The organism is Alkalihalobacillus trypoxylicola, assembly GCF_001590785.1.
GTDB classification, from domain to species: domain Bacteria; phylum Bacillota; class Bacilli; order Bacillales; family Bacillaceae_D; genus Alkalihalobacillus; species Alkalihalobacillus trypoxylicola.
This window is the reverse complement of sequence record NZ_LTAO01000037.1, coordinates 18,184-45,001: the sequence shown is the minus strand read 5'-3', so window position 1 is coordinate 45,001 and position 26,818 is coordinate 18,184. Positions and strand designations below refer to the sequence as shown.

General features: G+C 34.0%; 31 protein-coding genes. 14 read left to right on the top strand and 17 right to left on the bottom strand.

What is annotated here, in order from left to right:
* Position 1 precedes the first annotated feature (1 nt).
* Both AZF04_RS17775 and AZF04_RS17770 read left to right on the top strand, forming a co-directional pair.
* On the top strand, positions 2–1,756 hold the full coding sequence (locus AZF04_RS17775; protein ID WP_061950020.1) for a sensor histidine kinase: 1,755 nt from the start codon (positions 2–4) through the stop codon (positions 1,754–1,756).
* Positions 1,749–3,374: a response regulator transcription factor gene (locus AZF04_RS17770; RefSeq protein WP_061949925.1), complete on the top strand. Its 1,626-nt coding sequence runs from the start codon at positions 1,749–1,751 to the stop codon at positions 3,372–3,374. Before AZF04_RS17775 ends, AZF04_RS17770 begins: the two co-directional genes overlap by 8 nt.
* A 2-nt stretch (positions 3,375–3,376) precedes the next feature.
* Here the strand turns inward: AZF04_RS17770 and AZF04_RS17765 are convergent, their stop codons facing one another.
* Both AZF04_RS17765 and AZF04_RS17760 read right to left on the bottom strand, forming a co-directional pair.
* Positions 3,377–4,594: an MFS transporter gene (locus AZF04_RS17765; protein WP_061949924.1), complete on the bottom strand. Its 1,218-nt coding sequence runs from the start codon at positions 4,592–4,594 to the stop codon at positions 3,377–3,379.
* Positions 4,595–4,659: 65 nt separating this feature from the next.
* Positions 4,660–5,229 carry a DUF2087 domain-containing protein gene (locus tag AZF04_RS17760; protein ID WP_045487905.1) on the bottom strand — a complete coding sequence of 190 codons (570 nt, stop codon included), beginning with the start codon at positions 5,227–5,229 and terminating at the stop codon, positions 4,660–4,662.
* Positions 5,230–5,691: 462 nt separating this feature from the next.
* On the opposite strand from AZF04_RS17760, the gene AZF04_RS17755 reads away from it, so the two are divergent.
* Positions 5,692–6,198: an STM3941 family protein gene (locus AZF04_RS17755; protein WP_061949923.1), complete on the top strand. Its 507-nt coding sequence runs from the start codon at positions 5,692–5,694 to the stop codon at positions 6,196–6,198.
* A 414-nt stretch (positions 6,199–6,612) separates the two neighbouring features.
* Here AZF04_RS17755 and AZF04_RS17750 read toward each other — a convergent pair whose 3' ends face one another.
* On the bottom strand, positions 6,613–7,530 hold the full coding sequence (locus AZF04_RS17750) for a helix-turn-helix domain-containing protein (RefSeq protein ID WP_061949922.1): 918 nt from the start codon (positions 7,528–7,530) through the stop codon (positions 6,613–6,615).
* 925 nt (positions 7,531–8,455) lie between these two features.
* Between AZF04_RS17750 and AZF04_RS17745 the strand changes: the two genes are divergently transcribed.
* Entirely contained in the window at positions 8,456–9,397 is a 942-nt protein-coding gene (locus AZF04_RS17745) for an alpha/beta hydrolase (RefSeq protein WP_061949921.1), read from the top strand.
* Between the two features lie 95 nt (positions 9,398–9,492).
* Here AZF04_RS17745 and AZF04_RS17740 read toward each other — a convergent pair whose 3' ends face one another.
* Positions 9,493–10,248 (bottom strand): (S)-benzoin forming benzil reductase, encoded by a 756-nt coding sequence (locus AZF04_RS17740; RefSeq protein ID WP_061949920.1) that lies wholly within the window; start codon positions 10,246–10,248, stop codon positions 9,493–9,495.
* Between the two features lie 250 nt (positions 10,249–10,498).
* Between AZF04_RS17740 and AZF04_RS17735 the strand changes: the two genes are divergently transcribed.
* Together AZF04_RS17735 and AZF04_RS17730 are read left to right on the top strand one after the other, a co-directional pair.
* The gene (locus tag AZF04_RS17735) at positions 10,499–10,795 is read left to right on the top strand and encodes a hypothetical protein (protein ID WP_061949919.1); all 297 of its coding nucleotides are present in this window, start codon (positions 10,499–10,501) and stop codon (positions 10,793–10,795) included.
* Between the two features lie 138 nt (positions 10,796–10,933).
* The gene (locus AZF04_RS17730) at positions 10,934–11,986 is read left to right on the top strand and encodes an LLM class flavin-dependent oxidoreductase (RefSeq protein ID WP_061949918.1); all 1,053 of its coding nucleotides are present in this window, start codon (positions 10,934–10,936) and stop codon (positions 11,984–11,986) included.
* Between the two features lie 202 nt (positions 11,987–12,188).
* On the opposite strand, the gene AZF04_RS17725 is transcribed toward AZF04_RS17730, so the two are convergent.
* The 6 genes from AZF04_RS17725 to AZF04_RS17705 form a co-directional block, all read right to left on the bottom strand.
* On the bottom strand, positions 12,189–12,587 hold the full coding sequence (locus AZF04_RS17725) for an ectoine synthase (RefSeq protein ID WP_045487887.1): 399 nt from the start codon (positions 12,585–12,587) through the stop codon (positions 12,189–12,191).
* 144 nt (positions 12,588–12,731) lie between these two features.
* Positions 12,732–14,015: a diaminobutyrate--2-oxoglutarate transaminase gene (ectB, locus tag AZF04_RS17720; RefSeq protein ID WP_061949917.1), complete on the bottom strand. Its 1,284-nt coding sequence runs from the start codon at positions 14,013–14,015 to the stop codon at positions 12,732–12,734.
* 109 nt (positions 14,016–14,124) lie between these two features.
* Positions 14,125–14,601 (bottom strand): diaminobutyrate acetyltransferase, encoded by a 477-nt coding sequence (gene ectA, locus AZF04_RS17715; RefSeq protein WP_268753434.1) that lies wholly within the window; start codon positions 14,599–14,601, stop codon positions 14,125–14,127.
* 390 nt (positions 14,602–14,991) lie between these two features.
* A complete protein-coding gene (locus AZF04_RS21055; RefSeq protein ID WP_161485280.1) occupies positions 14,992–15,120 on the bottom strand; it encodes a YfhE family protein in 129 nt (42 codons plus the stop codon).
* 98 nt (positions 15,121–15,218) lie between these two features.
* A complete protein-coding gene (locus tag AZF04_RS17710; protein WP_061949915.1) occupies positions 15,219–15,776 on the bottom strand; it encodes a GNAT family N-acetyltransferase in 558 nt (185 codons plus the stop codon).
* Between the two features lie 313 nt (positions 15,777–16,089).
* Positions 16,090–17,001 (bottom strand): TIGR01777 family oxidoreductase, encoded by a 912-nt coding sequence (locus AZF04_RS17705; protein WP_061949914.1) that lies wholly within the window; start codon positions 16,999–17,001, stop codon positions 16,090–16,092.
* Between the two features lie 108 nt (positions 17,002–17,109).
* Here AZF04_RS17705 and recX point away from each other — a divergent pair, with 108 nt between their 5' ends.
* Together recX and AZF04_RS17695 are read left to right on the top strand one after the other, a co-directional pair.
* A complete protein-coding gene (recX, locus tag AZF04_RS17700; RefSeq protein WP_061949913.1) occupies positions 17,110–17,916 on the top strand; it encodes a recombination regulator RecX in 807 nt (268 codons plus the stop codon).
* A 17-nt stretch (positions 17,917–17,933) separates the two neighbouring features.
* Entirely contained in the window at positions 17,934–18,248 is a 315-nt protein-coding gene (locus AZF04_RS17695) for a YfhH family protein (RefSeq protein WP_061949912.1), read from the top strand.
* Positions 18,249–18,319: 71 nt separating this feature from the next.
* Here AZF04_RS17695 and AZF04_RS20810 read toward each other — a convergent pair whose 3' ends face one another.
* On the bottom strand, positions 18,320–18,469 hold the full coding sequence (locus AZF04_RS20810; protein WP_081766739.1) for a YpzG family protein: 150 nt from the start codon (positions 18,467–18,469) through the stop codon (positions 18,320–18,322).
* A 22-nt stretch (positions 18,470–18,491) separates the two neighbouring features.
* Positions 18,492–18,644, bottom strand: a complete 153-nt coding sequence (locus tag AZF04_RS17690; protein WP_045487866.1) for a small, acid-soluble spore protein K — start codon at positions 18,642–18,644, stop codon at positions 18,492–18,494.
* 92 nt (positions 18,645–18,736) lie between these two features.
* Between AZF04_RS17690 and AZF04_RS17685 the strand changes: the two genes are divergently transcribed.
* Entirely contained in the window at positions 18,737–18,994 is a 258-nt protein-coding gene (locus AZF04_RS17685; RefSeq protein WP_061949911.1) for a YfhJ family protein, read from the top strand.
* Positions 18,995–19,081: 87 nt separating this feature from the next.
* Here the strand turns inward: AZF04_RS17685 and AZF04_RS17680 are convergent, their stop codons facing one another.
* On the bottom strand, positions 19,082–20,062 hold the full coding sequence (locus tag AZF04_RS17680; protein WP_061949910.1) for a metal-dependent hydrolase: 981 nt from the start codon (positions 20,060–20,062) through the stop codon (positions 19,082–19,084).
* 241 nt (positions 20,063–20,303) lie between these two features.
* Between AZF04_RS17680 and AZF04_RS17675 the strand changes: the two genes are divergently transcribed.
* Genes AZF04_RS17675 through AZF04_RS17665 form a run of 3 tightly spaced genes read left to right on the top strand, consistent with a single transcriptional unit; the run spans position 20,304 to position 22,461 of the window.
* Entirely contained in the window at positions 20,304–20,612 is a 309-nt protein-coding gene (locus AZF04_RS17675) for an MFS transporter (RefSeq protein ID WP_153017295.1), read from the top strand.
* A 4-nt stretch (positions 20,613–20,616) separates the two neighbouring features.
* Complete coding sequence (gene mutY / locus AZF04_RS17670; RefSeq protein WP_061949908.1) at positions 20,617–21,705, top strand: A/G-specific adenine glycosylase; 1,089 nt, start codon at positions 20,617–20,619, stop codon at positions 21,703–21,705.
* Between the two features lie 6 nt (positions 21,706–21,711).
* Complete coding sequence (locus tag AZF04_RS17665; RefSeq protein ID WP_061949907.1) at positions 21,712–22,461, top strand: SDR family NAD(P)-dependent oxidoreductase; 750 nt, start codon at positions 21,712–21,714, stop codon at positions 22,459–22,461.
* Positions 22,462–22,772: 311 nt separating this feature from the next.
* On the opposite strand, the gene AZF04_RS17660 is transcribed toward AZF04_RS17665, so the two are convergent.
* The 3 genes from AZF04_RS17660 to AZF04_RS21450 all read right to left on the bottom strand — a co-directional run bounded on the left by AZF04_RS17660 (position 22,773) and on the right by AZF04_RS21450 (position 24,421).
* Positions 22,773–23,108, bottom strand: coding sequence for a hypothetical protein (locus tag AZF04_RS17660; protein ID WP_061949906.1), 336 nt, complete (start codon positions 23,106–23,108; stop codon positions 22,773–22,775).
* A 75-nt stretch (positions 23,109–23,183) separates the two neighbouring features.
* A complete protein-coding gene (locus AZF04_RS17655; RefSeq protein ID WP_061949905.1) occupies positions 23,184–24,149 on the bottom strand; it encodes an NADPH:quinone reductase in 966 nt (321 codons plus the stop codon).
* A 95-nt stretch (positions 24,150–24,244) separates the two neighbouring features.
* Positions 24,245–24,421, bottom strand: a complete 177-nt coding sequence (locus AZF04_RS21450; RefSeq protein WP_169802505.1) for a hypothetical protein — start codon at positions 24,419–24,421, stop codon at positions 24,245–24,247.
* A 140-nt stretch (positions 24,422–24,561) separates the two neighbouring features.
* Here AZF04_RS21450 and fabL point away from each other — a divergent pair, with 140 nt between their 5' ends.
* Entirely contained in the window at positions 24,562–25,311 is a 750-nt protein-coding gene (gene fabL / locus AZF04_RS17650) for an enoyl-[acyl-carrier-protein] reductase FabL (RefSeq protein ID WP_061949904.1), read from the top strand.
* Positions 25,312–25,398: 87 nt separating this feature from the next.
* A complete protein-coding gene (locus AZF04_RS17645; protein WP_045487843.1) occupies positions 25,399–25,566 on the top strand; it encodes a gamma-type small acid-soluble spore protein in 168 nt (55 codons plus the stop codon).
* A 57-nt stretch (positions 25,567–25,623) separates the two neighbouring features.
* On the opposite strand, the gene AZF04_RS17640 is transcribed toward AZF04_RS17645, so the two are convergent.
* Positions 25,624–26,682 carry an NAD(P)/FAD-dependent oxidoreductase gene (locus AZF04_RS17640; RefSeq protein WP_061949903.1) on the bottom strand — a complete coding sequence of 353 codons (1,059 nt, stop codon included), beginning with the start codon at positions 26,680–26,682 and terminating at the stop codon, positions 25,624–25,626.
* Positions 26,683–26,818 lie beyond the last annotated feature (136 nt).

The following is a 26,818-nucleotide window of genomic DNA, read 5'->3' as shown; positions in this document are numbered from 1 at the left end:
AATGACCTTGCGAAAAACAATCTATTCAACAAGAAAACAGTTATTTGTGCGCTTGTTAATTATGTATCATGTAATTATATTGCCTATTATATTATTAGGGTTATATCTTTACTTGTGGAGTTATGATAATGCAAGTAATGAAATGTCAAAACATACGTCTATACAGCTTCATTCTTATTTGAAAAATCTTGAGAGAGAAATAGAGTGGATGGAAGGTCAACAATATACTCTTTTACAAGAAGACGATTTAAAAAGATTAGCTTTGATATGGGATGATATGGATAGTGTAGATAAAAAGAAAAATGTTAATTATATGATTCACCGATTAATTACTATTAAGAATACAAGCTCTTATATTAATAATATCTCTATACACATTCAAACAATCGAAAAGTCAATATCAGCCTTACATGGAGTAAAAGAACTCGATAAAGAGCAATATAAAACACTCCATTCAAATATTACAAACCACCACCCTTTTATTATGTTGAATGAATCGGTCTATCTAATCGCATCCATTATGACAAAAAGTGAGACAGGAGAGCCATTATATTTAATTCAGATCGAGTTGGATAAAGAAAAATTAGATGAGTCGTTAGAATCTATTAATGTATATGATGAGAGTGGGATTTTCCTCGTATCTGAAGATAAAAAGGTAATCAGTTCTTCAAACGGTGCATCTGATAAAATAGTTGAATCCTATTTAAACTCGATGGAAAACGAAGATGATCAAAACCATAACTTTTTAAAGGTTGAAGACCAACCGTATTATTTTGATCATGCTTTTACAGCTAAAAGCGGTTTATTCGCAATAAGCTACCTTCCAGAGGAAATGGTAAAAAGACCGTTAAGTATATTTCGAAATTGGGTTTGGTTTTTTAGTATTTTTTCTATAGTAGCCATTATTATTTATACTTACTCCACTTATAACCTAGTTCATCGTCCTTTACTAGTATTGGTAGAGAGTTTTAAAAGAATGGAAAAAGGAAGTTTGAATGTTCCTATTAAGCATAAGAAAAAAGATGAATTTGGCTTTATATACAATCGATACAACCTAATGCAGGAACGGTTAAAAGCGTTAATAGATCGTAACTATAAGCAAACATTAATGGTTCAAAAAGCAGAGCTAAAACAGCTTCAATCTCAAATAAATCCTCATTTTCTATATAATAGCTTTTTCATTCTTAATTCTTTGGCTAAAACAGAGGATACGGAGAGGATTGAGTTATTTACAAATATGTTAGGTGAATACTTTAAATTTATTACTAGAAATGAGAAAAATCTCGTTACGCTAGATGAGGAAATTAAGCATGCTAGATTATATACAGAAATTCAAAATATGAGATTTTCAAGAAGAATTACAGTCCAATTCGATGATTTACCTCATAATCTGGAAAAAATAATGGTCCCTAAATTAATTGTTCAACCAATTATAGAAAATGCTTATAAATATTCCTTAGAGAAATTAACACAGCACGGATTTCTGAGAATCACTTTTAAAGAAATGAATTCTAATGAAATCGCCATTGTTGTGGAAGACAATGGGGATATACTTACAGGTGATGAAATTATTCGATTACAGCAGAGGTTAGAAAATAAAGAGGAGCAGGGAGAGCTTACAGGGTTAGCTAATATTCATCGAAGGCTAGTATTAACCTATGAAAATGGCAGCGGACTTTATTTATCTAAAAGCTCTTTGTTAGGTTTACAAGTTGAGCTGAGGATTAAACAGAAGGAGGGAAATCTGGATGTATAGGTTACTGATTGTAGATGATGAGGAAATTATTACTGACAGTTTATATGATGTTTTTAGTTCGTTATTACCTGATGAGCTTGATGTATGTAAAGCTTATTCCGGTATAGAAGCGATCGAGTGGATGATAAGAACTCGAATAGATATTGTGCTAACGGATATCGCTATGCCAGGATTAAATGGATTAGAGCTCATTAAAAAAATTCAAGATTATTGGCCACGGTGTAAAGTAATCTTTTTAACTGGACACAATAATTTTGATTACATTTATAAAGCCTTTCAAATGAATGATGTTCGATATTTATTAAAAACGGAGGGCTATGATAAAGTCACAGAAACGGTAAAGGAGGTACTTGATGAAATTAAGAAAAGTCATCGAGATAATTTATTAATTGAACAAACAAAAGAACAAAAATATGCTTATGAAATGATGGCACAGGGAGATTTTATGAGACACCTCATCCATAAAAGTCAAAGTGTGTGTGCAAATCGAACGTTGTTAAAAAGTGAGTTTGAGCAATTGAATATCTCATTAGAGCCAAATTACCCTATTTACTTTGTACTCGGGAGATTAGATTATCCAAAGGAAAAATCATATACACAAAGAAGTACAATTCTTTCTTCGGTTCGAAGTATTTGGGAGCGACAGCTCTCTATGCAAGTTAAACACATAGGAGTTGTCGATAGGTATGGTGATATTTTGTGGTTTATTCAGCCACAAAAAAAGCCAATAACTGGTCAACAAGATTTAATTAAATATTTAGAGGGAACACTTGAGTTAATTCAAGAGGAATGCTTAGATTCTATAGGCGTACATTTGCAATTTACTATAAGCAAAGTGATAGAGAATTGGAAATCTATTTCTTTCCATTATGATAAATTAAGACAGCTTCAACAATTAAAAATGGGTACAGGATTTCCTGGGATTATGAAGGAGATTGAAGATACGATTTCTTCTGCCAAAAAGTCAGTGAATGCAAAACAAAAAGTAGATATTCTGACTGCACATCTTGAGGCAAATCGAGTTGAGGAGTTTTTTGAGGAATTTCATGAAATTAGAACGGCTGCACTAAATGGAGATTATCATCAAATGGTTGAGTCCTATTATGCAGTAGCTTTAGTTTTATACTCCTACATTAGCCATTATGGTTGGTATGAAAAAATCCTTCATCAAGACAAATTATTTAGAATCGATGAGCATTTGTCCCTTAATAAAGGATTTCAGTATTTAGAACAAATCTCTTACGATTTGTTTCAGATTAAAAAGACGGAGGAGCGTAATAGAGCAACAAGAGTTATTGATAATATTTGTGAGTATATTGAGAAGCATCTAAATGAGGATTTGTCATTAGTAAGGTTAGCAGAGGTTCATTATTTTAATCCCTCTTATTTATCTTATTTTTTTAAGCAAGAAAGAGGGATTAATATATCTGAATATATTGATTCTTGTAGAATTACAAAAGCTAAAGAGCTATTAATGGAAGGAGATTTGAAGGTTCGTGAAGTTAGCATTCAAGTAGGCTATCAATCCGCTCATTCCTTTACTAGATTCTTTAAGAAGATGACAGGGTTTACACCTAAAGAATATCGAGAAAATTTACAACAAGCAAGCTCTAGCTAATGTTAGCTCATTTTTTTTCTTAAAACAAACATCGATTTTTTAATAGAAAGCCTTTTAAAGATTAAACCATAAAGTAGCGCAAAAAATAGATAAAGTAAACCAATATAAAAAGCACTCTGTAAAGGAGATATTACCTCTGTTATAAAACCAGCAATAATCATAGCAATACCCATAGAGCTATTTTGAAACATTGACAAAATTCCAAAGAGACTCCCTCTTTTGGATGCAGGAAGAATCTTCATTAAAACGGTGTCAAAGCAAATATTACTAATACCACCAACAAAGGTGATAAAGATAGCAAGAAATAAAGCATGGATAAATAATAAAGATTGACTAAGAAATAAATGACCTATTCCTTCAAGTGCAATCATGCCAATTCCTATTGTCAAGAATTGGCTTCGTATCCATTTGGTCATGAAAGAGCTTAAAACAAAACCAAGGCCAAGAGAAGCATAGATTAACCCAACTCCAAGGTCACCCTTTTCAAAAACCTCTAAAGCTATCAAGTTAAAAATAACGTTATCTATACCATTTGCAAGAGGCATTGTTAGCATCACGAATAAAAAAGCACGTAGAATAGATACGTTAAAGATAAGTTTTAAATGGTCAATTAAAGGTTCTTTGCTTTGTTTATTGATAGAAGGAAGCTTTATCGAAAGTAATGGTTTTATCAGTGATGCCGTTAGGATTAGTAATAAAGTGTGAGTGACAAATAAAATTTCTGTATTGAATAAAAAAGCTATCACACCGCCAAGAAGTGACCCAAATATAAGGGTTATTCCTACAATATTTTGTTCAAGGCCATTTATTTTGATAAGGTGTTTTCGTTGGACGATATCCGGAATTAAAGCATATCTAACAGGTGTTTTAATAGCATCTCCACTTGCTACAATAAATGTACTGATATAGAGAAACAAGCTTTGCTCCCAAAAAGCAGCAGCAATAGGGAGGCAAACAAAGGGGGCTTGTATTATATGCGTCCTGTAAAGAATGTTTGCTCGATGAAAACGATCGGCTAAATAACCACTTAACGGAGCAAATACAATAGTCGGCATTACTCGTAAAGCGAGTAGAATCCCTAAAGCAATCCCTGATTCAGTTAACTGATAAAGAAGGGCGAAAGAACCTACTTGAGAAAAACGACTTCCGATACCGTAAGAGAAATCACTCCAAAATAAGAGCTTGTAGTTTTTTTCTTTTTTTAACATTTCATACCCCATGTTTTCACCTCTTCTCAATTCTAATTAGATGATCATCTAATTAGTTGTGTTAAGAAAGGGCCTGGTTACACAGGCCACATTTCTCTAGGATTTAATTCATACTTTCCTTCTTTGCGATACATAAAATTAGACATAATGAACTCACGACGAATTGTTGCGTAATCTTCGTGATATTTTTGTATGTGCTCATTCATTTCTTTTTCCAAATAGACTTCTCCTTGCTTTAGACCTCTGAGCATATACTCTAGAAGAATAAGCTTTTTTTTCCGCTGAGCCGGTATACTTTTTAACTTGTCATTGTGGTCTATAAAGTTTTTAATCACTTTTATTTTTTCTTCTTCACTAATGTTAAAAGGTTTCATTTCTTCCTCTCCTTTTTGAATAATGCTAGTAGCTAAGAATTCAAGTTTACGTTCATTTAAATAAAAGTAAATCGTGTTTTTTTCACGCCTTTGATAAACGATATCAATTTCTTTTAGCTTTGATAAATGATGTGAGATCGTCGGAGCTGTTAATCCTAACTTTCCTGCAATTGCCTGACCATGGAGAGGACCAGTTTTTAACAAGAATATAATACGGAGCCTTGTTTTATCTCCGACGGTTTTATGGAAATTGACCAATCTGTTTAATTGCAAATGTATCACCTAATTTCATAATTATCTAATTAGACTATACACTAATTAGATGAGTGTGAAAATAGTTATTTGATTTTTTGTTAAAAAGCTCCCTTTACTAAATGCAATAGGTCACTTTACGAAAGAAAGAAAATTTAATAGTATATTGTAGGATATTTATCCATTTTATACTAATTGAATTTATTTCATCATTCATATCTTATAATGAAATCGAACGATTAGGTTTTGATTTTCACTTTCAGTAGATGCTTTCCCAAGGGCTTGTCTTCAGCTAACTCTGACTACGCGGAGCGTCGTCAGAGTGGATCTTCACACTGCGCTGATCCTTCGGGAGTCACTACCTACCGTTTCAATCAACGTGTGAATTTACAAGCATTCAAGGCTTTTTTATAATAAATGTTTAGTTTCGTTCACTTATAGAGAAATGATGAAATTCACTCAATTAAAGAAGGAGGAGAAATAATGAAAGAACGTCGTTTTTATTTTTCACAATCGAGAATGAGAATGTTTATGCTTTTAACATTAGGGTTAAGTATTTTTCTATTCGCTATTATTTATTATGAATATACAGAAACCGGTTCAATCGATTTTTTTATACTTGCTGTATCTGTTTTATTATTATTTTTATCTGTTGTTTTTCGAAAAAAGATGAATGCTGGTCCTGTAGTAGTAATGAATGGCAATGGAATTGATTTTCTAGGAACTGCTCCTAAATTTGGTTTTGTTTCATGGGATGAAATAAAAGGGGCTGTGTTATTTAAAACAGAAAAGCAAATATTTGTAGGTTTTTTATTGGAAAATGAAGATGAATTTATGGAAAAATATAATGGAATTAGTTTAGAGTTGATGAAATTAAACCAAAGAATGGGTAATCCTGTTGTGAATATTTCTTATAATAACTTGAAAGATAAAGAAGAATTTATCGTGGTCTTACAGGAGTTTAATGTGGACATATATGAAGCTAGTTAAATTTGAAATGATCGATTTATGAAGGGGGAGAAAGGTAGAGAGAAATGAAGTTATCAATTATTTCAATTTGTTTGCTTAGACAAAACCTGGTTTAAAATCATTACATTTGAGAAACTTGAAATGATGTGTGTAAAGGATGCAAACATCAATAACGAACAATGAACCCTCCTTCTTGAAAAAAGGAGGGTTTTTAAAAAGGGTAGATTCCCTATGAAAGACATAAGCAGGACTCCAGAGGGAGGAAATGGCCATGCCGAAATCCACTTTTTAAAAAAGTTAGTTCGGCAGCTCCCAACCAAACGTAAAGTGTCTTGGAGGAGCGAACAGCAGTTACCTAATAAGTGTGGAGTCATTCATTCGTGAGTATTGCCACAGTCTTTTTACATGTAATCATTTTTAAAATGAAGGTGTAATTTAATGGATTTCTTTCCATTTGGAGAATGTATTAATCTCTAACAGTGATTCACCTTTTAAGAATTGTTTATATTTATTTTCGGCATAATTTAACAAAGGGCTTTCCTTAAGTTTAAAAATATAGATGCTCTTCTCTAATGAATACAGAGCTTCTTGTGGTTCTTTCATTTCAATATAGGTTAAACCCGCTTGATAGTACATTTCCCCTAATAAATACATCGATTCGTGCTTGATAGAATAATTAATGCCTTTAAGTATATTATGAATGGACTTTTTATAATCTTTAGCTTTGTAAAAGTTGGCCGAACTATTGTAATAAAGCCTCGATAAAATCTTAAAGTCAATTCTCATTGGATGTTTATTAAAAAGCTCAATCGCTTTTTCATATAATTCTGTCGCTTCCATCCAGCGATCTAAATCAGTTAACATAACCGCTTTACTCGTTAAAATTTCAATGTTTAAGGAGGTGACTGAAGTTCTCGCAGTAATTTCTATCTGATAGGCAATATCAATGAGCTCAAGAGCTTCTTCAGTATTCTGTAAATAAAAATGACAAATACTCTGCTGCCATAAGAGAAATTTCTTTAATTCTACTTTTTTAAATAACGGATTTTTATATTCTTTTTTTATAATTTGAAGGGTTTCCTTAAATTTATACTCTCTAATTCCTTGCCTGATTAATTCACAAGTATCTTGTACATAGTTTGAACGAGGAGCTTCATAATCATCAAAGAAATAATTAATGGTAACACCTAACTTTTTCGCTAATTTGAAGAGAATTTCTGCGTTAGGTATGTTTCCCCCATTTTCTATGTGGGCGATATTACTTTGATTACATATTCCTTCAGCTAGGTCTTTTTGACTGACATTATAATAATGTCTTAATTCTTGAAGTTTTTTACCAATATGTCTGTCCATAACGATCCCTCACTAAACATATTAAAATTTTAATATAAGGAGAAGAAAATGCCCGAAATTGTCAAAAAAGTAAAGAAAAAGTAGGGGTTAATCGTAATTCTTCTCGTTTTGCTGAATTAAGACGAGTTATGTAAAATATAGACTAAGGAGGTGAAGGAATATGAAAAAGTATCACTTATTAAGGTTCGTTGCTTCAGTAGGAATTATTGTACCTTTCATGCTACCATTAGCTCATACGTGATTTTTTAGAAGATATTCCTTGCCAAACATACAACTAGCGTAGTTAATAATTTAATTTTACATGACTTAAATAAAGTTTAATAGAGCATTTTTTATGAATCTATCATTCGATAGACCCAAGGGAATTTAATAGCCTTTGGGTTTTTGTTTTTTTTTGTATTTATAGTAAGTCCAGTTTTATCTTTGTTTTTAAGTGGACGAAACCGATGACCGTAGTGACTCTCAAAGGGTGAGCGCCGTTTGAAGACCCACTCTTACGGCGCTCTAAGTAGTCGGAGTTAGCTGACAAGCCCTTGGGAAAGCATCTACCTAAAGTGAAAATCAAAAATCTCTATCATTCGTTTTTCAATAAAAGATAAGAATGGTGAAATGGGTTCATAGTGAGAAAAAATTAAACTAGCTATAATAGAGTATGTTCTTTCCTTTTTATAGTTTAAATATACCATATTATGTTTATTAAATAGGATATTTATTACAATTCTAATCGTACCAATGTATATTTTCGAAATATTAGGCCTTTAAGGAGGGAAATCCCTTTCTTAGAGGCTTTTTTGTCGTTAAATGTTCCATCGTGATTAGTAGTTTGTATATTTTCTTACTAAAAAAACAAAATAATTACGAAAAGAGCATTTAAATTCTCTCATAGAGGGAATATAAACAAGAATGAACAATAGGAGTGGGTTAAATGGATAAAGAAATACTTGATACACTTAATAAGATTAAGAAAGAACAAGTGCCTTTTTCCCTACAACAAACGAAACTGAATCGGACTTCTATAGACCAATATTTACGATTTTATCATTTTCAATTAAAAAATATATCTGTTCGACATAATTATGGTTATTTAAAAGTAAGACAGGAGCAAATATTCGTTCAATCCTTTTTACCAGACAACCCTAAAGGCACTGTTTTTTTATTACATGGGTATTTGGATCACCTTGGTAGTTTAAGTTCATTTATCATGTTTTTATTGAAAAAAAATTATCAGGTAATTGGCTTCGATATGCCAGGACATGGATTATCATCAGGAGAGAAAGTTAGTATTCAAGACTTTCATGATTATGTTACAGTACTTGATACGATTATAGAAAAAGTACAGAAGGAGATTTCTACCCCTTTATTTTTGGTCGCACATAGTACTGGGGCCGCTGTTAGCTTTAGTTTTCTTTCAGAAAAAAATCATCTCTTTAAAAAAATTGTTCTTGTTGCTCCATTAATACGTTCAGCCTCTTTTCATATCTCACATATTTTATATAACGTTACAAGACCATTCATACGAAGTATTCCTCGAGTGTATCGTTCTAATTCAAGTGAGAAGGCATTTATTCATTTTATAAAAAAAGACCCTTTACAAAGTAAACAGCTTTCAATGAACTGGTTTGGGGCAAAGTTAAAGTGGTTTAATCAATTAAAAAAGGGGGCGGTTATTTGCAAAGAGCGTGTACTTATCTTTCAAGGTAACAAAGATAAAACAGTGGATTGGCGGTATAACCTACACTTTTTAAAAAAGGCTTTACCAGAAAATCAAATCTATTTAATAAAAGGTGGTAAGCATCACCTTTTAAATGAGCAAATGAATATTAGACAGAAAGTATTTGAACAAATTTATCAATATTTTTCAAATTAGGAGATGTACGTGTTAGAGCATAGGTGGGGAATTACTTAATCAACATGAGAACATAAACATTCAATGGGGGGAGCCCCCACTGAACGTTTATAAAGTTACACATAATCATTGATGCTCACAATTTTTCCGTTAGGAAATTGTTCACTATATAGCAAATTAGAAATAACGGTTGCAACCGTATCGGCCGATAGAAGATTTCCTTCTGCTTTATATGCTTGAAATCTTGCTAGCTCTGTGAAATCTGATTTATCCGTAGAACGAATTTCGGCTTGCATATCAGTATCAAGTACCCCAGGAGCAAAAGCGCAAATTTTAGTAGGGTGTTTTAATTGTTTTTGTTCAATCGCAACAGTTTGGCTAAAGAGATTAATACCAGCCTTTGAACTTCCATAGCTACTCCATCCATACACAGGATTTTGAGCTGAACCAGAAGAGATATTAATGATACGCTTATCGATGGCATATTTTTCTGTATGATAAATAAAGCTTGAAGTAATAAGTAAAGGCGCTATTAAATTAATAGCAATATTATCGCTAATTTCCATTGGGTCTGCTAGGTGCAGTGCCTTTATGGGTGTAACTACTCCAGCATTATTGATAAGAAAGATTTTTTCGGCTCGTTTTAAACTGATCTTTTCAAATATTTCCTTCATAACAGAGGGTATTTCCTCCGTTAAACTTAAATCAAAAGGAATCGTTTCAAATGAACCTCCGTTTGCTTCGGCTAGCGTTTTTAGTTCTTCATTTTCATTACGAGAAATTGATATAATGTGAATGTTCTCTAATAAAAGCTCTTTACTTATAGCTGCTCCTAAGCCTCTAGAACCACCAGTAATTATTGCATAATTCATTACCTTGATGCACCCCTTTTTACAATAGTGGAAAGAACCAATAAAGTATTTCTACAAAATGAGATATGTACCATTATTTCTTCCGGACATTTAGACATGTTATAGTACACTAAATAGTCTATCATATTGCTTTTGATTACTACTAGATTTATTTTAAGAGGAAATAAATGGACCATTTTCTTGATTCATTATGAAAATCCCATATGATAAATAATAGAAAAATAAAGAAAGTTTAGGGAGTTGGAATTTAATGAATTTATTTAAAGCCCATACGGTCCATCCAGAGACCGATATTCCTCTAGTCATTTATTTTAATAAAAGAGATGGATATATGGTATTTGAGAGAGATGAGGAAGTCATTACTATTTTAAAAAGTGTTAGATTGGACCTCTGGGAAAATGATTCTTTTTTACAAAACTTAGAAAATATTACGAAGCTATGTAAAACACAATTTCCAGTGCAAAATTTTGACGATGTCTATGAAATCCTTTCATTAATGGGAATTTCGAAATCCGATGTACAATTTAAGCAGATGATTCTGCATTAACTAATTAAATTCATTTAAGCCTCTCGTTTAAAAGACATCTTATCGAACAAAGTTCTACTGTTTATTCAAAAAAGTTTATTTATGATAAAAATAGTGTTAATATAAAAAAGTAAGTAAAAATTAATAGGGGGATTTATAATGGAATTAGGGCTCAGTACCTTCGTTGAAACAACACCGACCATTGGTAATGGAGAAAAGGTTACTCATGCAGAAAGAATTAGAGAAGTGGTTGAGGAGATTATATTAGCTGATCGGGTAGGTCTTGATGTATTTGGAGTAGGGGAGCATCACAGAGAAGATTATGCGGCCTCATCTCCAGCACCTATATTGGCGGCGGCGGCTGCACAAACGAAGAATATTCGCCTAACAAGTGCTGTTACTGTCCTTTCTTCTGCTGATCCTGTTAGGGTTTTTCAGGATTTTGCTACTGTAGATGCAATTTCAAATGGTAGAGCTGAAATTATGGCTGGTAGAGGTTCATTTATAGAATCATTCCCTCTATTTGGATATGATTTACAGGATTATGATCAACTTTTTGAAGAAAAATTAGATTTGCTTTTAAAAATTACGGCTTCTGAGAAGGTAACTTGGCAAGGGAATTTTAGACCGGCCATTCATGATTTAGGAATTTATCCGAGACCTGTACAAGATCCTCTTCCTGTATGGATAGGGAGTGGTGGGAATTCAGAGTCCATTGCTAGAGCTGGGCTATTAGGACTTCCACTTGTATTAGCGATTATCGGTGGGAATCCAAAACAATTCGCACCATTAGTTCAACTATATAAGCGAGCAGCTGAGCATGCAGGTCATAACCCAAATGCTCTAACGGTTGCCTCCCACTCACATGGTTTTGTGGCTGATACTACAGAGGAAGCAGCTGAACAATTCTTTCCTTCTACTCAATATGCGATGAATAAAATTGGAAGAGAAAGAGGATGGGGACCATATACTAGAGCTGCTTTTGATTCGGCAAGGTCCTCAGAAGGAGCTTTATATGTAGGTGACCCACAAACGGTTGCAGATAAAATTATTGATTTAAGAAAAAATGTTGGGATCACACGGTTTATGCTACATGTTCCCGTTGGCTCTATGCCTCATAAACAAGTTATGAAAGCCATTCAATTGCTTGGTGAAGAAGTGGCTCCTATCGTTCGAGAAGAGGTAGCAAAGTGGGAAGAAGAGAATAAGTAATCATATTAAAGAGGTTGGATAAAAGTATATATTGGAAAAGCCCGATGACTATTTAAATGTTAAATGGTCATCATTTTTTCTATAAAGTTTTGAAAAAATGCTTTTTGATAGCGTTCATACCCCAATAATGAAAACAGCGGGTAAATCACCAGTTGATGATTTTACCCGCTGTTCTTATTTAATTGGAAATAAATGACCTATTTTATTCATCTGAATCGTCTACTGGATAAACTCCATTTTCATCGTGCACTTCTTTTCCAGAAACAGGGGGGTTAAAAACACAAACCATTCTCATATCCGTTTTAGCTCGTAAAAGATGCTCATCATGTTTATCTAAAACATAAATCTCATCCTTTTTTATAGGCCAAACTTTACCATCTGCTATTGTTTCGACCTCGCCTTCACCTTCAATGCAATAGACTGATTCAAGGTGATTTTGATACCAAATATGTGTTTCTGTTCCTGCGTAAATAATTGTATCGTGTACGGAATACCCCATTCCATCTTTTTTTAATACGAGACGTCGGCTATTCCATGTATTATCTTCATTTTTTACATCATGTTCTGTTCCAATTACATCAGCGAGTTTGACGACTTTCATTTTACATACCTCCATCGTTAGTTACATGTAGCATACAGGACTAATCATTCTTTTTTTGTCACTTACATAGAGAATGTTTGTCTCTGCTAACTGCTAAATTCTGAATCATTCAAAATTGTTTTGATGTTTATTCTGATAAATTAATTAGTTTGCAATCGCTTCTTTTTGTCCAACGACCGCTTTTACACTTTCCTCTATTATGGAAAATCCTTTTTCTAGTAACTCATCTTCAATTGTTAAAGCAGGGAAGAGCTTAAAGACTTCATCTTCTGGACCAGATGTTTCCATAATTAATCCACGCTCAAATGCTTCTGCTGCTACTTTTGAGGCGAATCCTTCAACCTCTGAGCACACACCTACCATTAATCCGCGTCCTCGGAAATGTCCTTTTATTTCAGGATAATCAGCTATTAATTTTTCTAAAAAAGCCTTTGTTTTCTCTGATTTTTTTGAAATACTTGCTTCGAACTTTGGATTCTCCCAATAAGATAGTGCAGCCGTAGCTGTGACAAATGCATGGTTATTCCCTCGGAATGTACCATTATGTTCACCAGGCGCCCAAATATCGAGCTCAGGTTGGATTAAAGTTAAAGCTAATGGTAATCCATAACCTCCGATTGATTTTGAAATACACACAATATCAGGTGTAATTCCTGCTTTTTCAAAACTAAAGAAAGTTCCTGTTCGTCCTACACCTGCCTGAACATCATCAATAATTAATAAGATACCCCATCGTTTACATATTCTTTCGATTCTTTGTAACCACTCGTAGCTTGCGGCATTTATACCACCTTCACCTTGGACTGTCTCGAGGATCATAGCAGCTGGGATCGCTACTCCACTTCCACGATCTTCTAAAAAGCGTTCGAGATACTCCAGAGTGTCGAGTTTATCATGTACAAAACTATCATAAGGCATCGTAACTACATTATGGAGAGGAATACCTGCTCCTTTTCGTTTAAATGAATTACCAGTAACAGATAAAGCGCCGATAGTCATACCATGAAATCCATTAGTAAAACTGATAATATCAGTACGACCTGTTGCTTTACGTGCTAATTTAAGTGCACTTTCTACCGTATTTGTTCCTGTTGGACCTGGGAACATGATTTTATAATTAAGATTTCTTGGCTTCAAAATGGTTTCGTTGAAGGTCTCTAAAAATTGTCCTTTTGCTGTCGAAGCCATGTCTAATGAGTGAGTAATTCCATCATCTAAAATATAGTCCACTAATTTTGATTTCATGATAGGGTCATTATGCCCATAATTTAATGCTCCTGCTCCGGCAAAGAAATCAATATATTCCTTCCCAGATTCATCCCACATTTTTGATCCTATTGCTTTTGAAAAGACAGTAGGAAAGCTTCTACAATAACTACGAACCTCTGATTCTAGTTTTTCAAAAACGTTCATATCGGTAGGTTTCATTATTTATAATCTCCTCCTATTTATAATCAATATACTAATACTGTGTATGAGTATATTAGTAGATGTACAAAAACATACATAATAATAAAACATTTGATTTTTACTTATTCTAACGGGCAACCGGTCCTATTCGAAACATCAACTCTTCTTCATGATGATCTCCTGGGAAAAGCCCTTCGTTAAAATACGGTTCTATTTTACATTCGGTTTTTTTATCTCGCGCTAAGCTTTTAAATAATGCTTGAGAGGCTTGGTTAGAAGGAGTTATAGTGGCTTCTATAAATCTAATTTCTGGTGAAAATTCAGTCTTTAATAAATTTTTCAATAATTTAGATGCGATACCTTGTCCTTGAGCACTTGGTTTTACTCCAATTTGCCAGATAAATAAAGTATTTTCTTGATTAGGCTGGCGAAAGGCTGTTACAAAACCAATCAGTTCGTCATTCTGCTTGGCAACTAAACAAGTGTCTGCAAAAAAATCGGCCATCATAATATATTTATAGGCTGAATTTTGGTCTAATGAAGTTTCATTAACAATTTGCCACATCGCGGCACCATCTTCTTTATTGGGATGAGAAAAATGTATAAGTTCTTTGTCTTTTACTGGCGTAATCGTTTGTTGACTACTAATGATGGACTCCTCCTTTAATCTGTTTTATTTCACTTCAACCTTTTAATACCCGTGTATAAGTTTTTCAAACCACATATTATATCTTAAGTGTAAGCGTTCAATGGTGCAAATGAGCTATAAGCGTATAACAGAGCTAATACATGGATTAGGATATCTTAATCACTCTAAGGAGTAGTATCGTATAATATCCTCCTATTTTGTTAGAGATTCTTACAAATTGAAAAAAGACTTATTAAAAATACATTCATTCGCTAATATCCGACGTTATCATTTGAATAAAACGTACCAATTATTTAAAAAAAGAATGAAATATAAAAAAAAGCCCTATATAGGACTTTTTAAAAATTAGTCATTTTGATTTTTATTCTTTGATTGAGCTGCTCGGTCGGCAGCACGAAATTCCGATTGATATTGGACGGACAGGGCTTTCCGTAGATTCCATTTTTCGTCATAGTTGCTTTTCTTTTTTGACATGTGATAATCTCCCTTCTCGCTTTTTTTAGTCATTACCAAAAGCAAGAGATTTCATACAAAAAATAAAGGAGACTTTAATTTAAAACTTAGCAACCAAACTATGCTTCAATCGCATCTTGCTCTAGCTCGTTTTCTGTACGGATTTTGTGGAAATAATAATGATCTTTTTCAATTTGAAACAAATCATAAATATCGCCAGCTGTGTTGAGCTGTCTGTATAAATCCGGTCTAATTTCATTCGCTAGTGTACTGTAAGGTAGTTTTTTAGCGGCTAAAATAGAACGAATATTTTCTTTGCGAATTCTCATATAGACTGTCTGAATATCACAACGATAAAATAGCTCATCAAAAAAGACATCCTTAGCTAGCTTATTATATCCTTTACCAAAGAAGGGCTTTCCAATCCATGTTCCTAAAAAACCTGCATGCTCTGATATATCAAACAGATTTATAGTTCCTATTGGGGAACCCCATTCATCACAAATGGTTCTAGATATTAATTCACCACGTTCTTCTTGTTCAATGGTCTGTTTAGTTAAAAAAATAAATTCATCGTATGAAAATGCTTTTTGTCGCACATACGGAAATACAGCCGGGTCGACTAAATAATGATAAAGATCGTGGCAATCTGTAACATCACGTTTTTTTAAGATCATAAAAAGCCCTCCTTGTAAGACGAGGGCAAAAAAAGGATCCACCCTCGAATTTAATAGTCTTTCATTATCAAATTCGGGGTGGGAATCGAACCCACTAGAACCAGCTTGACTGATGGCGCACCAATTGCCTTCCCAATTGCTATATGGTTGAAAATATTGAGATATTTAGCTAAATATAAGGTTTAAACTGAATTAACTACTACTATCTATATATATTTCGTTAAAATACTCTTGTTTCCTTCTATATATTAATGTTTTTTTGTTAAAAAAGATACATTTTTTTTAAAATTTTTTGTAAAAAAATTTACCATTGTTACTGTTTTGTTAACAAATCATTTAAGGCTTCGCTAACCGTTGTGTATTTATAAGAAAAATCGGAGGAAAATGCCTTATTAGCCATCACCTTTTGACCATCTAATACTAGGGTGCTCATTTCACCTAATGCTATTTTTAATGCAAATGATGGAGCGGGTAACCAAAAGGGGCGATTTAATATTTGGGCTATTTCCTTTCCGAAAGTCTTCATTTTTACAGGCTCGGGTGCTGTAAAATTAATAGGGCCACTAATGGTTAGATCTTTTAAAACAAATACAAATAATCGAATAACATCTTCTATATGAATCCATGACATCCATTGGGTCCCTTTTCCAAGTGGTCCTCCAATAAAAAAGCGAATAGGTAGAAGTATTTTCTTTAAAGCGCCTTCTTCTGGGTGTAGAACAATTCCTAAACGGCATGATACAACCCGAATCCCCAACTCTTCAGCTCTCTGAGTTGATTCTTCCCATTGTTTAACGACGGTTGTTAAAAAGTTTTCCTGACTCGGAGTAGATTCCTCTGTAAAAACTTCATGATCGGAATGACCATAATAGCCTATAGCGGAAGCACAAATAAGAGCAGATGGTTTTTTCTCTAACTCAGTGAGAATGCGGATGACCTCATTGGTTGTGGAAAGACGACTTTCAAGTATTTTTTCTTTTTGTTCCTCAGTCCATCGTTTTGCTCCGATAGATTCTCCAGCGAGGTGATAAAAGGCATCAATGCCCTCTAATTCTTTTTCAGGATATGAGTGGTTTTGTAACCATTGAATATAATGTAAATTTCCTTGACTATCATTAGAACGATCGGATCTTGTTAAGACATAAACAGAATGTCCCTCATCAAGTAAAGCTTGAACTAGTTTTTTTCCTATAAAGCCGGTCCCACCAGTTATGGCAATTTTCATCATAATCCCTCTTTTCATTAGTTGCTAAGCCTTTCGCCTATTCTATAATGATTGACGATTTCCTGCAATTAATGGAATACTTAAGGAGTAAGAAACTGAGGTGAAAGCATGGAAATTACTATAACAAAAATTACCAATCATAAAAGATACAAACAGCGTTATCATTTATTTATAGATAAAGGTAATGGTGAGGAGTACGGATTTAGTGTTGATGAAGATGTTCTCATTAAAAAGGGAATTAGAAAAGGTCTTAAAATAACTCATGCTGAATTAGAGAAAATTATAGATGAAGACGAAATGAAAAAAACTTATCACCTTGCCATTCATTATTTATCGTACAGAATACGTTCCATTGAAGAAATGAGAAAATATTTAAATGAAAAAGGAAGAATGGTCAAACATATAGAGTTAGTTATAAAAAAACTAATCGAAGAACATTTATTAGATGATCGAGATTTTGCTGAACGTTATATATCTACAAAGAAGAATACACAGTTAAAAGGGCCGAACAAAGTAAAGCAAGAGCTAGTACAAAAAGGAGTTAACTCTTCGATTATAGAGCAAGCATTGTTAAATTATTCATTTTCCGAACAAGTTGAAAAAGTTAAGAATTGGCTTGAAAAGCAAAAATATACACCAAGAGAATCACTTCAAGCAACAAAAACTAAATGGTTTCAACGATTATTAACTAAAGGTTTTTCCCAAGAGGTCATTAATGAGGCCTTTTCTTTGCATGTATTTGATGGTGAACATCATTTAGAAGAGAATGCTTTATATTATCAAGCAGAAAAGCTCAAAAAAAAGTACAGCTTGAAGTATAATAGCTTTGAATATGAACAAAAAATGAAACAAGCTCTTTATCGAAAAGGTTTTTCTCTAGAGCTTATACAGTCCTATCTTGAACAAGATAAATAAATGCGGTGGAGGAAAAGATGGAAGAGAAACGATTTAGTCAAATGAACGAGTATGAGCTTCATATCATGATACGAGAATGGAATGAAAAAGCTAAAAAAGCAGAACAGCTTGGTATGATGAATGAATTTGCAGTTTATGAACGAAAAGTGATTATGGCAAAAGCTTATTTACTAAAACCAAGTGATTTTGAACCTGGGCGTACCTATCAAATGACGGATGGAGAATCGACCTTTTTAATTTCATATTTAAATGGACATTTTGCTTGGGGCTATCGAAATAGTGAGTCTCACTTAGATGCAGTACCTATTTCAATGCTTGTTTTAGACAATTAACTTATATAAGAAAAGAAGACATATATCAATATGTCTTCTAAAAAAACAGAGCTTGTGCTAGGCCATAATGTTTATGAACGCTTTCTTGTTTCAATAGCAAGAACATAATTATGGTAACTTTGCTGAGTCTCGCCGTTGACTTGTTGGAATGCATGCTTAGGGTTTGCTCTTGGTGATTGAAATGGATCTTGATAGTGCTTTATATTTTTCTCCTTACCCATAGTAAAAGTCCTCCTATCCACGTTAACGGTTTTTCGATTGATTAGCAGAATGCATTCTTTCTCTAGGTTGAGTATTGATTGAACCATCAGCTCGTTTAGAGGAATGTAAATCCTTCTCCAATGTTGAACCGGAAAACTTAATGTGTTGAGGAAAGCCTTTTGCTTTATTGCGCATCGGTGAGACTCCTTTCTCGAAGCTCTGTTCATAGTATAAGAAAAATTTAGTCAATTTATTAGCGTAACATTTTGTAAATGGAGGTAATGATAATGGAAAATATGTTTGATGCATTAACTGAAAAACTAATGAACAAAAACGCAGAATTAAGCTATAATCAAGCTCGAACATGGGTAGAGAATCTTTGGGAGGATTTTGAATCGACTCGTGCAAAAGCGGGGAGAACATATAAGGGACAAGAATTGACCGAACAAATTGTGCTCAAATGGATAGAACAATATGGCCCCTTTCTTCATCGTTATCAACCGGAAAAAGAAAAATTTTCTCACTTAAACCAAACTGAACAATAAAAAGACTGTAGTCTTCGTCCTTAGCTTTGAACGAATGATTTAGCTCGTTCAATACTTAAAAGGATTAGACTGCAGTCTGATTGTTTTTTAATCGGGAAGAATATCTAGTTTCTTTTTTAGCTTATCCTCATTGAAAATCCATCCAGTATAAGAATTTTTAATCGATAACCTAGCATCTAATTGAACGATGGCTACGAAAGGATAATGACCTTTACTGCGGTAGCGTAAATCAATAAACCGAACTTCCGTATAATGATCAAGCTCTTCGATTTCCCAACGATAGGTTGGAGAAAAAGAAAGAAAGGCTGATAAATTATCATCTTTTCTCGCAGCATTCATAATTGTTGTATTTGGAATCGGTTCGAATGGATAGCTTTCAAAGTAATTGATTTCATTATGAATTGATTCAGCAACATATAACATTTCCTTTGTTCGAATAACCAGGTGCCATTGATACCATCGAAGTGATGGAGATACAAACACATGAGTAGCTTCAGGGTGAAGAGCTCGAGCATGAAGAACGACTTTTCTTTTTTCTAACACTCGCCAAATATAATAGAGGAGCATTACTGAATATAATCCTACAAAGGTTATGACCGGTGGACTACCTAATACCCACATGATTACAGCCCCTAAATGAGTAAAAAAGATATAAGGATCAAATGTATTTATGACACCTAATGCTACCCATTTTTTGGAAAAAGGGCGTAAAGCCTGTGTTCCATAAGCGTTAAAAATATCAACAAAGACGTGAAAAAATACGGCAATAAAGGACCAAAGTAATATAGTTTGCCATGCTACTGCTGGTACAAAGATGGAAATGGCTCCTGTTATAAGAATCGGCCAAAAAAGTATGGCAGGAATAGAATGGGTAATACCACGATGATTTCGGATATAAACGGCATTATTTCTTAATTTCAATATTGTATCAAAGTCAGGTGCTTGAGAACCAATTAATGTGGCAGCGAGCACGGTTGTTTGCATAAGAGGGTCAGTGGCGACAACTGGGTCAACCATTGCTAATCCACCAAGGGCAAATCCCATTACTACATGTGTTCCAGTATCCATTTGGATGCCTCCTTCTTGGTGAATACTTTGATTTTTTTATTCTTTATCATAAAGGATTTTCCAATCATACCAAAACTATTGAGTTATGGCTATAGTCGAAATTGATTAGGGAAAGCTCTTCAATTTCATATAAATGAAATGACACACATAACAGAAATAAGTAATTGCTTATGAAACATTGATTTAGGATTTATTTTATTTATACCCTGATTTAATGAATTTAAAAAGGAGTTTACTAAAAGTGAAAAATTTTTTACAAGTTTTTATGGAGTATAAAATTAAAGAAGAATGTAAGTTAGAATATGAAAAGTGGATGCCAGAAGTGAAAAGTAAGGTTATCCAATCTGGAGGAAATGATTACGAGTGGTTTCAATCAATCGAGCAAGGAAGCTTGTATGTAGAAATGTTTAAAGTGCCGTCTTATGAAAAGTATTTAGAAATAAAAAAGACTAGACAATCTGAATCAGAGCCTATTTTCAAAAGTATTATACCGTTTATAGAGGGTGGAAGTAAAAAAATTCATTGCTGGGCCTTTGAACGTAAGGAGTAAAAAAATGAAAGAAGCGATATTAAAAGAATTTAATACGAATGCTTTTCAAAAGGATTTAGTTACTTGGTTTATTGAAAATCAGAGAGAACTACCATGGAGAGAAAATAAAGATCCTTATCGAGTTTGGGTGTCTGAAATTATGCTACAGCAGACAAGAGTCGATACAGTTATTCCTTATTACACGAATTTTATGAGGGAATTTCCGAAGTTAGAAGATCTCGCTTATGCGAATGAAGAGCAAATTTTAAAAGCTTGGGAAGGGCTAGGCTATTATTCTAGAGTACGCAATTTACAAAGTGCGGTCAGAGAAGTAGTGGAGAACTATCAAGGACAAGTACCAGAGACAAGAGGGGAGATTTCACAATTAAAAGGTGTTGGACCTTATACAGCTGGAGCCATCCTTAGTATTGCCTTTGGTAAAGTGGAGCCTGCGGTTGATGGAAATGTAATGCGAGTGTTATCAAGAGCATTAGACATAGAGGAGGATATTGCTAAGCCGAAAACAAGAAAAATATTTGAGGATGCTCTTTATGAATTAATTCCTCAAGCAGATCCTTCATCTTTTAATCAAGGTCTAATGGAGCTTGGAGCCTTGGTTTGTACACCAACATCACCAGGATGCTTGCTATGTCCGGTAAGAGAGCATTGTCGTGCTTATGAAAGAGGAAAGCAAAGTCAGCTCCCTGTAAAAACAAAAAAGAAATCACAAAAGATTAAAAAAATGAATGTTCTTATGGTTTGGAATGATCAATCTGAATTAATCATTGAAAAACGCCCTGAAAAAGGCTTGCTTGCTGGTCTTTGGCAATTTCCGTATCTTGAGACAAGCACTCTAGAAAACGAAGTTGACCTAGTACGAAAAGAAGTAGAAAGTTTTTTAGAGACGGAGCTTTCCTCATTTGAGGGTCCTATTGATGTTATAGATCATGTTTTTTCTCACCTTAAATGGGAAATACATGTATATCAAGCTAAGATTTCTGACCAAATGAAATTAAGGCAAAATCAAATTTGGGTATCAGAAAAGGATATTGAGAGGTATGCATTTCCTGTTTCATTTCAAAAGATTATATCAAATCAATTAATGAAAGGATAGAATCCAATGAATTTACATTTGACCAATAAAAATGTAATTGTAACAGGAGGCTCAAAAGGTATAGGAGCTTCTATTAGTAAGGCTTTTGCTAATGAAGGAGCAAATGTCATTATTGTTGCTAGAGAAAATCCAAGCTGGCTAGATGAGTTTGAAACGATTACTTTTGTAAAGGGTGATCTATCTATTACTAAGGAACGTAATCGTGTCATGAAGGAAATACTAGATAAATACCGTGCTATTCATATTTTAGTTAATAATGTTGGTGGTAGTAATGGAGCTAGCATTGAAGAAACATCTCTTCAGTTGTTTGAGGACGCCTTTCAGCTTAATTATTTCTCAGCGGTGCATATGAGTCAATTAGTTCTTCCTGTCATGAAAAAGACCGGCCAAGGTAGTATTATTAACATTTCTTCTATTTTTGGAAGGGAATCGGGAGGGAAGCCCACCTATAACAATGCCAAAGCTGCCATGATTAGCTTTACAAAAGCATTGGCAGATGAAGTCATCCCATTTGGAATTCGGGTTAATGGAGTAGCACCTGGCTCCATTCTTCATCCTACTGGAAATTGGCAAAAGCGTATAGATGAAAATCCAGAGAAGATGAAAGATTTTGTTAAAAAGGAAATACCGGCTGGTAGGTTTGGTACACCTGAAGAAGTCAGTCAAGTGGTCTTATTTTTAAGTTCAGAGAAAGCAAGCTGGGTAGTTGGAGCGACTTTGAATGTTGATGGTGGACAATCCTACAGTCATTTTTAGATTAGTGAAAGATGGGATAATACCTGTTTTAAATGATCACATATAGCGAAACTTGAAATACTGGATGCAAACACAAATATTGAGTAAGAACCCTCCTTTTTAAGAAGGGTTCTTTTGAACGTTTCTCTATAAAAGACGGAAATTAGTGGACACAAGACACGGAGACTTCAGTGGGAGAAAGTTGCCATGCCGAAATCCAATTTCTAAAAAAAGTTTTTTCGGCGACACCCCAACGTGAAGTGTCTTGGTGGAGCGAACAGCCGGTCACCTAACATGTGTGTCATATATGATTAATGAGCATGGTCACAGCCTTATAAGTCATCATTGACTAAATGAATTTCTTCGAGCTTTCTTTTGGTTTCTGCAGTCCCCAGTCTGTATATAGCTTCATAAATATCGTCTAAACCATTTTGATATTCTGATTGATCGAGGTCGCTTTTAAACGTATCGAAATGTTTAAAACTAAATAAATTCCCTAGTTCTACATCATGAGATTGAACTTCATGTAAGAGATTTTCTAAGTCACTTTTTTCCGTTTCGGTAGCTTCAATTTCATATTCGATTAATTGACCATCATCAACTTTTGTCGGACTTATTGTATCCATACTTATAGGGTTTAAATTAATGTAATACTTTTGCTTTTCCAAAATTAACACTCCTTCCATGGACCTTTTTTTAGGTTATCCAGATAGAAGGAGTGTATGAGAGAAAATTAATGGATTTTAAGAATGAACCAGGATGGCTCGGCCAAGAATTTGATGTGCTTCTAAAGCTTGATGGGCTGTCGACGCTTCTGCAAGCTTAAATACTTCCATTTGATGTGCTTCGATAAGTCCTTCAGAGATGGATTCACTAATTTCTTTACCGGCTTTTATATATTCATCTTTTGGTACTGTAAATAATAACAATCCTAATAAAGCAGCGTTTTTTTGATTGAGCTGTCTCCATAATAAAGGGGGTGTGTTATTTTTAGGTGACCCTATCGTAATAATCTTTCCACCGTTTTTAATCATGTTTAAATCCGCTTCCATATTTTCACTTAGTGACATGTCTAAAATTAACGAAACACCACCTTGATTATTAGTTATTTTCTTGATCTCTTCTTCAACATTACTTTGAACATAATTAATCACATAATCTGCCCCAGCGGCTTTAGCTATTTTCTCTTTTTCCTTTGTACTTACAGTAGTTATAACGGTACTACCTTTTAACTTGGCTAATTGAATAGCCGCATGTCCGACTGCACCAGAGCCACCATATATGAGAACGATATCATGCTCTTTAAGTTCTCCTCGAAAAAATAATGCCAAATGAGCGGTAAGAAAAGGCATTGCAATCGCAGCACCATGAGTAAAAGGTAGCTCATTTAAAGGAAACGCTATTGAGGAGTCTAAGGCAACATATTCACCAGAAGCTCCTTTAGCATTGGATGCCCAAATTCGGTCACCAATTTGATGAGTAGTCACTTCAGACCCCAATTCTATCACAGTTCCGGCCATATCAAAGTGAGGAATATGAGGAAAGCTTTCTACTTTTCTAATCCCTTTTCTAAAATAAGTATCTACTGGGTTAATTCCACTTGCTTCCACTTTCACTAAAATCTCATTTTCCTTTATTTGTGGTTTAGGCATTTCTGCGATTGTTAGTACACTCGGTTCTCCATATTCTTTATAAACTAATGATTTCATTTCATAACCACCTCATTCAATAATTTCACACCTTCATCATACGAAAAAATCGATAGAAAAAAAAGGAATAACTTGAAGAGGTAATATTGGTAAGACTAGATTTTCTTTCTGTTTATCATTTCTTCTACGATCTCCCGATGAATGGCTCCACCTTCTTGGTTTAAATAGGGAGTAATTTGTTGAAAGCTATGATGAAAATATTGAAGCTCCTGATCGGTCCAATTTGTTTTAGGAAGCATAGTTAATTCAGTCATATCTCTAATATCTGACATACTGTCATCTCCTGTTTTTCTTTAGTGTTTCTTTTCCGACAAGGAACTATACGATATAATAATGAAGAGAGGAAGCTGAAGAGTTAGATACCTCTAAGATGGAACAGATTTAATTTATCGTGTATTAGGAGGCGGCCAAAATGGCTCGAAAAGTAGCACTTGTAACTGGAAGTAGTAGAGGAATTGGAAAACGTATAGCTATACGTTTAGCAGAACAAGGGTATGATATTGTGGTTAATTATGCTCGTAATCAAAAGGCAGCTCAAGAAACAGCTGAAGAAATTGAGAAGCTGGGTCAAAAAGCTATTATCATCAAAGCTAATGTAGGTAAACCTGAGAAAATTAAGGAAATGTTTGAAAAAATAGACCAAGAATTTGATCGCTTAGATGTGTTCATAAATAATGCGGCTTCTGGAGTGTTAAGACCATTAATGGAATTAGAAGAAAATCATTGGGACTGGACGATGAACATTAATAGTAAGGCATTGTTATTTTGTGCACAGGAAGCAGCAAAGCGTATGGAGAAAAATGGAGGAGGCAATATTGTTAGCTTAAGCTCATTAGGTTCTATTAGATATTTAGATAATTATACAACCGTAGGTGTCTCAAAAGCAGCTGTCGAAGCATTAACCCGTTATTTAGCTGTGGAACTAGCAGGCAAAGGCATTGTAGTTAATGCAGTTTCTGGTGGTGCAGTTGATACAGATGCCTTAACACACTTTCCAAATCGAGAAGAATTACTAAGTGCTGCAGCCGAGAAAACACCTGCCGGAAGAATTGTGGAACCTGAAGATCTTGCAAACGCAGTAATGTTTTTAGTATCTGATCAATCGAAAATGATTAGGGGACAAACGATCATAGTAGATGGTGGTATTTCTTTACTAACCTAAAATAAAATGGTTTGAAAAATTTTTCTGAGAAATAACGGATAAAAAATCACCTCTAGGGCATGTTAACTTTTGTGGAGGTGATTAATAATGGATAACCAACAATCAAAAACAAACGCTCAACAAGTAAAGAAGCAAAACCAAGCTTCTGAGCAAGGATCTAGCTACAACACTGAATTTGCTAGTGAAACAGATGCGCAAGAAGTAAGACAGCAAAATGCTAAATCTGCACAAAAAAAGAACAAAAACCAACAATAATAATAGTAAAAAAAGCAGCGCCAGAGCGCTGCTTTTTTATGTATGGGAAACTTTATATTATTTTAATTGTAGTGCTTCTTTAATCAGGTTTTTATTTCGCTCCTTGAATAGTTCATTGTGAGAAGAGACCATTCCGTAGGATGTAGCTTCTGGTTGGATAAATTGCTTGGCTTGATTGACAGCGTTAGCTGCATCTTGGAAAGCGCCTGCTATTAAATGAACCTTTCCTTCATGGTTAAGAATATCACCGGCAGCATATAAACCAGGAATCGAGGATTGACTTTTCGCATTTCCTTTTATATAAAAATCATCGACTAATTCGATATCTAAAGAGCTATTTTTTAATAATTGGCTATCTCTTTCGTATCCATGATTAATAATAACTTCATCAATGTCTAAATACTCCACTTCATTTGAATCAAGATTGGTTACTTCTACTTGCTTAATTCTTTCATGGTTGTTATCGGCTAAAAGCTTTGTAATGGAGCACTGTAACAAACATTCACAACAGTGACTATTCATCACTTGATTAACTTGTGCTTCATGACCTTTAAACTGGTCTTTTCGACAAACTAAGTAAATTTGCTTAGCTATGGGTTCAAGTTCATTTGCCCAATCGATCGCCGAATTTCCACCACCTGAAATAATAATGGTTTTATCCTTAAAGCGTTCAAGGGATTTAACGGTATAGTTTAAATTCGATATTTCAAAACGCTCAGCACCCTCAATGTTTAATTTTTGAGGTGTAAGGATTCCTCCTCCAACAGCTACAATAACTGTCTTAGAGTAATGTATAGTTCCTGAAGTAGTTAATAATTCGAATACTTCGTCTTGATTGCGAGAGATCGATTCGACTTTTTCATTTAATACGACCTCAGGATTGAAAGTTAATGCCTGTGCAGTTAGTTGATTAATTAACTGTTCACCAGAAAGTGGGGTAAGTCCACCAACATCCCAAATCATCTTTTCAGGATAAACATGTATTTTACCACCTAATCTAGGTTGGAACTCTATAATTTTTGTTTTCATTTCTCTTAGGCCACTATAAAAGGTTGAATATAGACCAGCAGGTCCAGCACCAATAATCGTTACATCAAAAAGCTCCTCTGTAGTCATAGGTGGTTCACTTCCTTCTTTTAATGATAATCATTATCAATATTAACTATACAATTTCTTTGACTTTTTAGCAATAGATATTGACAATCATTATCAATGACTTTATATTAATTGTAGCTTATGTGATGATAATGGT

Coding starts and splice junctions, on each gene's coding strand:
- AZF04_RS17755 (WP_061949923.1), top strand. CDS start 5,692: ATGAAAGAACGTCGTTTTTATTTTTCACAATCGAGAATGAGAATGTTT.
- AZF04_RS17655 (WP_061949905.1), bottom strand. CDS start 24,149: ATGAAATCATTAGTTTATAAAGAATATGGAGAACCGAGTGTACTAACA.
- AZF04_RS17745 (WP_061949921.1), top strand. CDS start 8,456: ATGGATAAAGAAATACTTGATACACTTAATAAGATTAAGAAAGAACAA.
- AZF04_RS17685 (WP_061949911.1), top strand. CDS start 18,737: ATGGAAAATATGTTTGATGCATTAACTGAAAAACTAATGAACAAAAAC.
- AZF04_RS21450 (WP_169802505.1), bottom strand. CDS start 24,421: ATGTCAGATATTAGAGATATGACTGAATTAACTATGCTTCCTAAAACA.
- AZF04_RS17770 (WP_061949925.1), top strand. CDS start 1,749: ATGTATAGGTTACTGATTGTAGATGATGAGGAAATTATTACTGACAGT.
- AZF04_RS17725 (WP_045487887.1), bottom strand. CDS start 12,587: ATGAAAGTCGTCAAACTCGCTGATGTAATTGGAACAGAACATGATGTA.
- AZF04_RS20810 (WP_081766739.1), bottom strand. CDS start 18,469: ATGGGTAAGGAGAAAAATATAAAGCACTATCAAGATCCATTTCAATCA.
- AZF04_RS17680 (WP_061949910.1), bottom strand. CDS start 20,062: ATGGATACTGGAACACATGTAGTAATGGGATTTGCCCTTGGTGGATTA.
- AZF04_RS17740 (WP_061949920.1), bottom strand. CDS start 10,248: ATGAATTATGCAATAATTACTGGTGGTTCTAGAGGCTTAGGAGCAGCT.
- AZF04_RS17735 (WP_061949919.1), top strand. CDS start 10,499: ATGAATTTATTTAAAGCCCATACGGTCCATCCAGAGACCGATATTCCT.
- AZF04_RS17705 (WP_061949914.1), bottom strand. CDS start 17,001: ATGAAAATTGCCATAACTGGTGGGACCGGCTTTATAGGAAAAAAACTA.
- AZF04_RS17750 (WP_061949922.1), bottom strand. CDS start 7,530: ATGGACAGACATATTGGTAAAAAACTTCAAGAATTAAGACATTATTAT.
- recX (WP_061949913.1), top strand. CDS start 17,110: ATGGAAATTACTATAACAAAAATTACCAATCATAAAAGATACAAACAG.
- mutY (WP_061949908.1), top strand. CDS start 20,617: ATGAAAGAAGCGATATTAAAAGAATTTAATACGAATGCTTTTCAAAAG.
- AZF04_RS17765 (WP_061949924.1), bottom strand. CDS start 4,594: ATGGGGTATGAAATGTTAAAAAAAGAAAAAAACTACAAGCTCTTATTT.
- AZF04_RS17695 (WP_061949912.1), top strand. CDS start 17,934: ATGGAAGAGAAACGATTTAGTCAAATGAACGAGTATGAGCTTCATATC.
- AZF04_RS17690 (WP_045487866.1), bottom strand. CDS start 18,644: ATGCGCAATAAAGCAAAAGGCTTTCCTCAACACATTAAGTTTTCCGGT.
- AZF04_RS17775 (WP_061950020.1), top strand. CDS start 2: ATGACCTTGCGAAAAACAATCTATTCAACAAGAAAACAGTTATTTGTG.
- AZF04_RS21055 (WP_161485280.1), bottom strand. CDS start 15,120: ATGTCAAAAAAGAAAAGCAACTATGACGAAAAATGGAATCTACGGAAA.
- ectB (WP_061949917.1), bottom strand. CDS start 14,015: ATGAAACCTACCGATATGAACGTTTTTGAAAAACTAGAATCAGAGGTT.
- AZF04_RS17730 (WP_061949918.1), top strand. CDS start 10,934: ATGGAATTAGGGCTCAGTACCTTCGTTGAAACAACACCGACCATTGGT.
- fabL (WP_061949904.1), top strand. CDS start 24,562: ATGGCTCGAAAAGTAGCACTTGTAACTGGAAGTAGTAGAGGAATTGGA.
- AZF04_RS17640 (WP_061949903.1), bottom strand. CDS start 26,682: ATGACTACAGAGGAGCTTTTTGATGTAACGATTATTGGTGCTGGACCT.
- AZF04_RS17710 (WP_061949915.1), bottom strand. CDS start 15,776: ATGATCTTAAAAAAACGTGATGTTACAGATTGCCACGATCTTTATCAT.
- AZF04_RS17665 (WP_061949907.1), top strand. CDS start 21,712: ATGAATTTACATTTGACCAATAAAAATGTAATTGTAACAGGAGGCTCA.
- AZF04_RS17645 (WP_045487843.1), top strand. CDS start 25,399: ATGGATAACCAACAATCAAAAACAAACGCTCAACAAGTAAAGAAGCAA.